Here is a 6,666-nt window from a genome sequence, read left to right as displayed (position 1 = left end):
CGCGTCACCAATAATGTGTCGGCAGCGTCGATGGACGAGCCCGTGACGACGTGACCCGCCATGAGGTCGTTCTTGAAATCACTTGAGACCGCAAGCGACAGAAGATCGGCGAATGGCACGTAGATGCAGACAAGCTCCGTTCCGTCACCAGCAGATATCACCTGGTGAGGAACAGCGGCCCAGAAGCAGTAGATGGCGCCTTCGCGCAGGCTGACCTGCTTGCCATTGATGAGATAGGTCATGCCGCCGCGCGTGATGACGTTGAGTTCCACATGGTCGTGCCAGTGGGCTTCCGGCATAGGCTCCACGATATGCGTCTCAGCCAGGAATTCGTCCGGCTTGAGAAAACGGTTGCCGGTCTGGCGCGGGTCAAGCTGACGCATTCGCTCCCTCCGTTCTTCGCGCCCCGGCTAGCGCGGTTCCACTTAAAAACCGGAAATATCAATTGCATTCAAGCAAGCATTTTCCGGTTTCCAATGGCAATAGGGAAGCTGCGTCGAAAGCGCATAGCAAGGACTGGATACCCGCAATGCCCAAGATCTGTCTCGTCGGCGCCGGAAGTACGGTGTTCGCCCGCAACATCCTCAGCGACGTGCTGAGCAATGAAGCTCTCTCGCGTTGCGAAATCGCGCTTCACGATCTCGATCGGGACCGCCTTGCCACCTCCGAGATCATGACACGCCGCATCTGCCGCGCGCTTGGGATCGAGGACGAGGTAAGGCTCGTCGCGACAGTCGATCGGGCAATCGCCCTCAAGGACGCCGACTTCGTCATCCTGATGATGCAGGTGGGCGGCTATAAGCCGGCCACTGTCACCGATTTCGAAGTCCCGAAGAGGTTCGGCCTGAGGCAGACCATCGCCGACACTCTGGGCATCGGCGGCATCTTCCGGGCTCTGCGTACAATTCCCGTCGTGTTTGCCATCGCCGACGACATGCGCAAGCACTGCCCGCAGGCGCTGATGATGAACTATGTGAACCCGATGGCCATGATCAGCTGGGCCATGGCCGAGGGCTACCCGGACATTCGCTATGTCGGCCTGTGTCACTCCGTTCAGGAAACATCGCAATTCCTGGCCCGCACTCTCGGCGAGGATATTGCCGACATCGACTATCTGTGTGCCGGCCTTAATCATGTGGCCTTTTTCCTCAAGTTCGAAAAACGCCTGCCGGGCGGCGGCCGTGTAGACCTTTATCCGCGGCTTCGGCAGATTGCCCGCGATGGGACTTTTCCCGTCGATGATGCAGTTCGTTTCGCGGTCATGAAGCACTCCGGCCATTTCGTTACCGAGAGTTCCATCCACTTTTCGGAATACACGCCCTGGTTCATCAAGCGCGGGCGCGAGGACTTGCTGGAAGAATTCAGGTTGCCGCTCGACGAATACATCACCCGTTGCGAAAGACAGGTCGCGCAATGGCATGAACTGCGCCACGAACTGGAAGACGAGAGTCGGCCGATCGAAGTCTCGCGCAGCAAGGAGTATGCTGCCGCCATCATTCATGCCTGCGTGACGGGTGAGCCAAGCCTGATCTACGGCAATGTCGCCAACCGGGGCCTAATCGAAAATCTGCCATCGAACGCTGCGGTTGAAGTTCCTTGCCATGTCGATCGCAACGGCATTCAGCCTATCCGCATCGGACGCATCCCGGTTCAGCTTGCCGCCATCATGCGGAGCAACATCAATGTGCAGGAGCTGGCCGTGACGGCCGCCCTCACGGGGAAGCGCGAGCACATCTACCACGCAGCCGCCATGGACCCTCACACGGCAGCGGAGCTTTCGCTTGCCGAAATCGATGCCCTGGTGGATGCGCTGATCGAAGCTCATGGCAGCTTGTTGCCCGCTTTTGCTCGGGCTGCCCAATGAGTGGCTTCGACCTGTTGGGAAAGGTTGCCATCGTCACCGGCGCACAACGCGGGATCGGACTGGGTGTTGCTACTGAACTGGCGCGCGCCGGAGCGCAAGTCGTCCTGACGGGCATAAAGGACGTCGACGGCTATCGCGCCGCCGCCAACATTTGCGCAATGGGTCTGGCAGCAACTTATCGCCGCATGGATACAAGCGATGAGTCGGAGGTCACGCACGTGATCGATGATATCTTTGCCGAGATGGGTCGACTTGATATTGCCGTTGCCAATGCTGCGATCTATCCGAACACCAATATCGCATCGATTACGCCCGACGAGTGGGACAGCGTCATGGCGGTCAACCTGCGAGGGCCCTTCCTGCTGGCGAAGGCTTGCCTGCCCTATTTTCAGCGGCAGCGCCACGGCAGGGTGGTCTTTTTGTCCTCAATAACGGGTGCGCGCGTATCTTCTCCTGGGTATTCTCACTATGCGGCTAGCAAGGCAGGAATTCTGGGCTTCATGCGCACGGCGGCCCTCGAATTTGCGCCTTGGAACGTTACGCTGAATGCCGTTGAGCCGGGCAACATCCTGACGGAGGGCGTGATGGAGCATCAGTCACAAAGCTTCGTGGATGCACAATGCGCCGCCGTGCCGCTTCGCCGTCTCGGCACACCGCAGGACGTTGCCCACGCGGTGCGTTTTCTCGCTTCCGATGAAGCGGCTTACATCACCGGCCAAAGTATCATCGTAGACGGCGGGCAGACCTTGCCCGAAATGTCGACCGCGATCCTGCCGGAAGCGGCGCGTTGAAGGTGACTATCAAGCGGCTGATGAAACTTGGCCTGCCGCTCATCGCAGCATCCGACAGGACAATTCCGGCCGAGATCTAGAGCCGGCGGTGCGGCGATCCCGCCCAACCGGCCAGGTCAGCCTGAGACAACTTCGTAGTGCAGGACCTGGGCGTCGCGGAGGGACGATCTGCGTCCGGGCGAGATGACGCCGGAGCCGAAGAGCAGGATATCCTCGCGGCGTACGAATACTTCTTCCTGGCCGGGTCCCATCGACACAAATGTGCCTGACGAGCTCCGCTCGACAAGCCGTGCCTTGCCATTCGAAATGGTGAAGGTCGCGTGGTGCCTCGAGACCCAGGGCCGCTGGACGACGATATCGCATTCCGGAGATCGGCCGATCGTCACGAATTCATTGTTTCGGCAGGACCCCAACTGATCTCCATAGCGGATGACCAGATTGATCTGCCGCGGCGGCGCGGAGCGCCTTTCGATAATGGTGCCCCGGCTGGCGATCTGCGTACTGAGCGCCCCATCGTCGCTCCGCAGGGTATAGACATCGAAGAGTCCCTGCTTGCCCTTGAACCCCATTTGGTCGAGGAGCCGCAAGGCACTGCGGCTGCCCGCCGAAAGCGCTTCGAAGAAGCTCTGGCTGATCAGCACCTCCCCCGGATTGGCCGTGGTGGACAGCCTTGCGGTGACATTGACAACATCGCCGAATACCGCGCCGCGCGCGCGAATGACCGCCCCGAAATGCAATCCGATCCGGGCGCTTAACGGCCCCCTCGTCAGTTGGGTGTTGATTTGGCAGACGGCCCTCAGCGCCGCCTCCGAGCTCTCGAACAGACTGAGCACGTCATCGCCCTTCGAGTAAATGAAGTCACCGCCGTGCTGGGCGACGATCGCGCGTATCGCGTCGAGGCAATCCGAGACCTGCCGCAGGGCGGCATCGTCGCCAATGCGCTCATAGAGCGGCGTGCTGCCCACGACATCAGCTAGGAGGACTGCGGCTAGAAGTCTTTCCTGATCCATTGCCCCGTATCCGCCCCGAGAACGGAGCGTTTATAACATACCAAAGTCGACCTTGAGCTATCTACTTGCGCGTCTTGGGGCCGGCGCAACGGGGCAAGTGCTTTGGCGCGATCATCTTGGACGGACAGGCACCTGCCTTCGCTCATCCAGCCAAACGGATTATCGGCCTCAGAAATAGCGGCGATAAAAGGTTTCGTTTCCCTACCCCGGACTGCCCGCGGTCGGATTGGCGATGATCGCCGCCCGGAAGCGGGCGACGAAATCGTCGAGCGCCGGGCGTTCGGCATCCGAGATCGCCCAGTAGGAGAAGGCATCGTCGGTCCAGTGAACCAGGAGGAAGCCCCCCGCCGAGAGGTCGTCCGCCACCGGCATCGATTTGGCCTCGTTCTGCCGGGGTGCGGCGACCAGCGTGATCAGGTGCTCGTGATGGCGATAAACCAGCGCCGGCATCGGTCTGTCGCCTATCACCTCGACGCGGCCGCCGAGCAGCGCGTAGCCGTCCTTGGCCAGGTCCGGCGCCGCCGGCGACACGCCGATACGGCCGTCGAGCCATGGCTTCACCGTATGGCGGTCGGACGACACGATGTCGACCGGATTCGCCGCGAGCAGGCTGCGGCGATGGCCGTTGGCGACGGCCACGGCGAAACTTTCGGCCCCGTTATCCGCCGTCGCCAGCCACTGCGTCGCGCCGCTGGCGAGGAACGCCGTCAGTACGATTGAGGCCGCCATCTGGCGCCAGTCGAAGGAGTTGAACCAGCGCGACGCGCGCGGCTGCATCGCGACGACATTGCCTTGCTGCTGTTGCGGCAGCGGCTCAGCCTTCGCGGAAGAGACGTTTGGCGCCTCCGCTTCTTCCGGGCTTTTCACCTCGGCAATGGCGGCGATACGCGCCAGGAAATCGTCGCTGACGGTCGGGCGCGGCACGCTGGCGACAGCGCCACGCAGCGCCACAAGGCGCGCATGCTCGGCGGCCAGTTCCGGATCGGCGGCCATGCGCCGCTCGACGGCAAGTGCGGCGGCGGCATCGAGCTCGCCATCGACAAGGGCGTGGATCATCAGCTTCATATCCTGCGGGTCTTGCGGCAATCCATCCTCACGGGGGCCATCCTCACGCGGGCGATTTTCATGCGGGCTCATGGCGCCCTCCAAGTTCCGTCATCAACAGGCCGCGAGCCCTTGCCAGTCGCGACATCACCGTGCCTTGCGGCACGCCGAGCATGGCGGCGATCTCGCGGTAGCTGAGACCGTTTATGTCGCGCAGCACCAGCGTTTCGCGGAAGGCTTGCGGCAGCCTCGCGATCGCCGCTTCCACCGCCGCCGAATTTGCCTTGGCGATCAGCGCCGCCTCCGGGCTGTCGGCATCATTGTCGGGCGGCGGCGAGACGTCGTCGAGATCGGCGAGGTCGCCGACCGCCACCACGCTGCGCGGCCGGTTCTTCGCCATCCATGTATAGGAGGCGTTGCGCACGATGGTGAGCAGCCACGCGCGGGGATTTCCCCCAGCGAATCCGGCGATGCCCGCATGCGCCTTGAGGCAGGCCTCCTGCACCACGTCCTCGGCATCGGCGGTGTTGCCGGTCAGCCAGCGGGCGAGCGACAGCGCATCGCCAAGATGCGGTAGCACCACCTCGGCAAAACGCGCGGCCAGCATCTTTTCGCTCAACACCGTTCCGCCGTCGGGCGCTCCCGCCATGGGTCTGCCGCTTCCCTCAGCGGGAGGCGACGATCTGTCCCTGCTCGTGCGGGTGAAGATCGCGACCGCAGGCGATGGCGCCTGCTTCGAGGGAGGAGAAGGCATTGGTGTCACCGGAGTCAAGAGTCTCGGAAGCAAGGGGCGCCTCACAAGGGGACGGCGCATCGCTGGCTGCAACGGGGTGCTCGCCGTCATGGTCGTGGGTTTCGATGGTTGCGATCGGCACGGATCAGGGCCGGCGGCGTGGCGGGATCGCCCGGAACAGATGCGCCCGGCGCCAACGCTCCAAAGGTCGACGCCGGCTGACGCCTTCGCCCTCTCCGACCCGTGCGTATCTGTCTTCGTGCCGCTTCATGATGGTCTCCTGCCGTTGCGCAAAAAGGCGCATGCCTTGGAGACCGGCGGACCGGGCCGTTTATTCCCGGCCGCTCCGCTTTTTCATTCACGCTGATGTGATCGGAACTGCGCGCGGCCTATAGCGCCGACAGGAAAAGTCCCGCCAGCGCCGATGCCGCCAGCGTCGGCAGCATGCCGAGTTTCAGCCTGAACATGGCAACCATCGCCGCAACCGACAGCAGCGCGGCGCGCCAGTCGAGCGAGGACAGGACCGGCACCTCCACGCCCCAACCGACGCTTGCGACCTTGCCGAAGACGACATGCAGCGCGAACCACAGCGCCAGGTTCATGATCACGCCGACCACCGCCGCGGTGATCGCGCCGAGCGCCGCTGCCAGCGCTCGGTTCTGCCTCAGCTGCTCGATGTAGGGGGCGCCCAGAAATATCCAGAAGAAGCAGGGCACGAAGGTCGCCCAGAGCGTCAGCAGCGATCCGAGCGACCCGGCGAGCAGCGGGCTGGCAAGGCCGGCATGGCGATAGGCGGCGGCGAAGCCAACGAATTGCAGCACCAGGATCAGCGGTCCGGGCGTTGTCTCGGCGAGGCCCAGCCCGTCGACCATCTGGCCGGGTGACAGCCAGCCGAAAGAGGTGACCGCCGCCTGCGCGACATAGGCCAGAACCGCATAGGCGCCGCCGAAGGTGACGACGGCCATCAGGCTGAAGAAGCCGCCGATCTGCGCCCACACGCTGCCTGGCCCCACCAGCACGGCGATCAGCGCCACCGGTCCGAGCCAGAGCGGCAGCCAGATGGCGATGGTGCGGACCGCGTGCCATTTGGTGGGCACGGTGTGGGCCAGCTCGCCGCGTTCGAACATCAGGTCGACCACGCCGATTCTGTCGACGGTAGCCCCACCCTTGCCATGGGCCGAGCCGGAAAACAGGCCTGGCGCGAAGCGGTTGCCGATCCAACCG

The 6,666-nt window shown here is 63.2% G+C and carries 8 protein-coding genes; 2 read left to right on the top strand and 6 right to left on the bottom strand.

Annotated elements, in window-relative coordinates; translation table 11 throughout:
• Nucleotides 1–383, bottom strand: a 383-nt coding sequence (locus EOA28_RS20115; RefSeq protein WP_128315203.1) for a cupin domain-containing protein, incomplete at its 3' end; no start/stop codon positions are given.
• 146 nt (nucleotides 384–529) lie between these two features.
• Here EOA28_RS20115 and EOA28_RS20110 point away from each other — a divergent pair.
• Together EOA28_RS20110 and EOA28_RS20105 are read left to right on the top strand one after the other, a co-directional pair.
• Nucleotides 530–1,864: an alpha-glucosidase/alpha-galactosidase gene (locus EOA28_RS20110; protein ID WP_128298430.1), complete on the top strand. Its 1,335-nt coding sequence runs from the start codon at nucleotides 530–532 to the stop codon at nucleotides 1,862–1,864.
• Nucleotides 1,861–2,655 (top strand): SDR family oxidoreductase, encoded by a 795-nt coding sequence (locus EOA28_RS20105; RefSeq protein WP_126080913.1) that lies wholly within the window; start codon nucleotides 1,861–1,863, stop codon nucleotides 2,653–2,655. The genes EOA28_RS20110 and EOA28_RS20105 overlap by 4 nt, the downstream gene beginning before the upstream one ends.
• Nucleotides 2,656–2,771: 116 nt before the next feature.
• Here EOA28_RS20105 and EOA28_RS20100 read toward each other — a convergent pair whose 3' ends face one another.
• From EOA28_RS20100 to EOA28_RS20080, 5 genes are all read right to left on the bottom strand, one after another.
• Complete coding sequence (locus tag EOA28_RS20100) at nucleotides 2,772–3,665, bottom strand: adenylate/guanylate cyclase domain-containing protein (protein WP_128315202.1); 894 nt, start codon at nucleotides 3,663–3,665, stop codon at nucleotides 2,772–2,774.
• 201 nt (nucleotides 3,666–3,866) lie between these two features.
• Entirely contained in the window at nucleotides 3,867–4,802 is a 936-nt protein-coding gene (locus EOA28_RS20095; RefSeq protein WP_128315201.1) for an anti-sigma factor, read from the bottom strand.
• On the bottom strand, nucleotides 4,789–5,358 hold the full coding sequence (locus tag EOA28_RS20090; protein ID WP_127251242.1) for a sigma-70 family RNA polymerase sigma factor: 570 nt from the start codon (nucleotides 5,356–5,358) through the stop codon (nucleotides 4,789–4,791). The genes EOA28_RS20095 and EOA28_RS20090 overlap by 14 nt, the downstream gene beginning before the upstream one ends.
• A gap of 16 nt (nucleotides 5,359–5,374) precedes the next feature.
• Complete coding sequence (locus EOA28_RS20085) at nucleotides 5,375–5,584, bottom strand: hypothetical protein (protein ID WP_128298154.1); 210 nt, start codon at nucleotides 5,582–5,584, stop codon at nucleotides 5,375–5,377.
• A 247-nt stretch (nucleotides 5,585–5,831) separates the two neighbouring features.
• A partial coding sequence (locus tag EOA28_RS20080; protein WP_148670770.1) for a chromate transporter occupies nucleotides 5,832–6,666 on the bottom strand: 835 nt, incomplete at its 5' end.

It is taken from the genome of Mesorhizobium sp. M2A.F.Ca.ET.067.02.1.1, from assembly GCF_004023285.1.
Lineage (GTDB): Bacteria > Pseudomonadota > Alphaproteobacteria > Rhizobiales > Rhizobiaceae > Mesorhizobium.
Note: the sequence above shows the minus strand (reverse complement) of the source record. Positions and strands in the feature narration are given on the sequence as shown.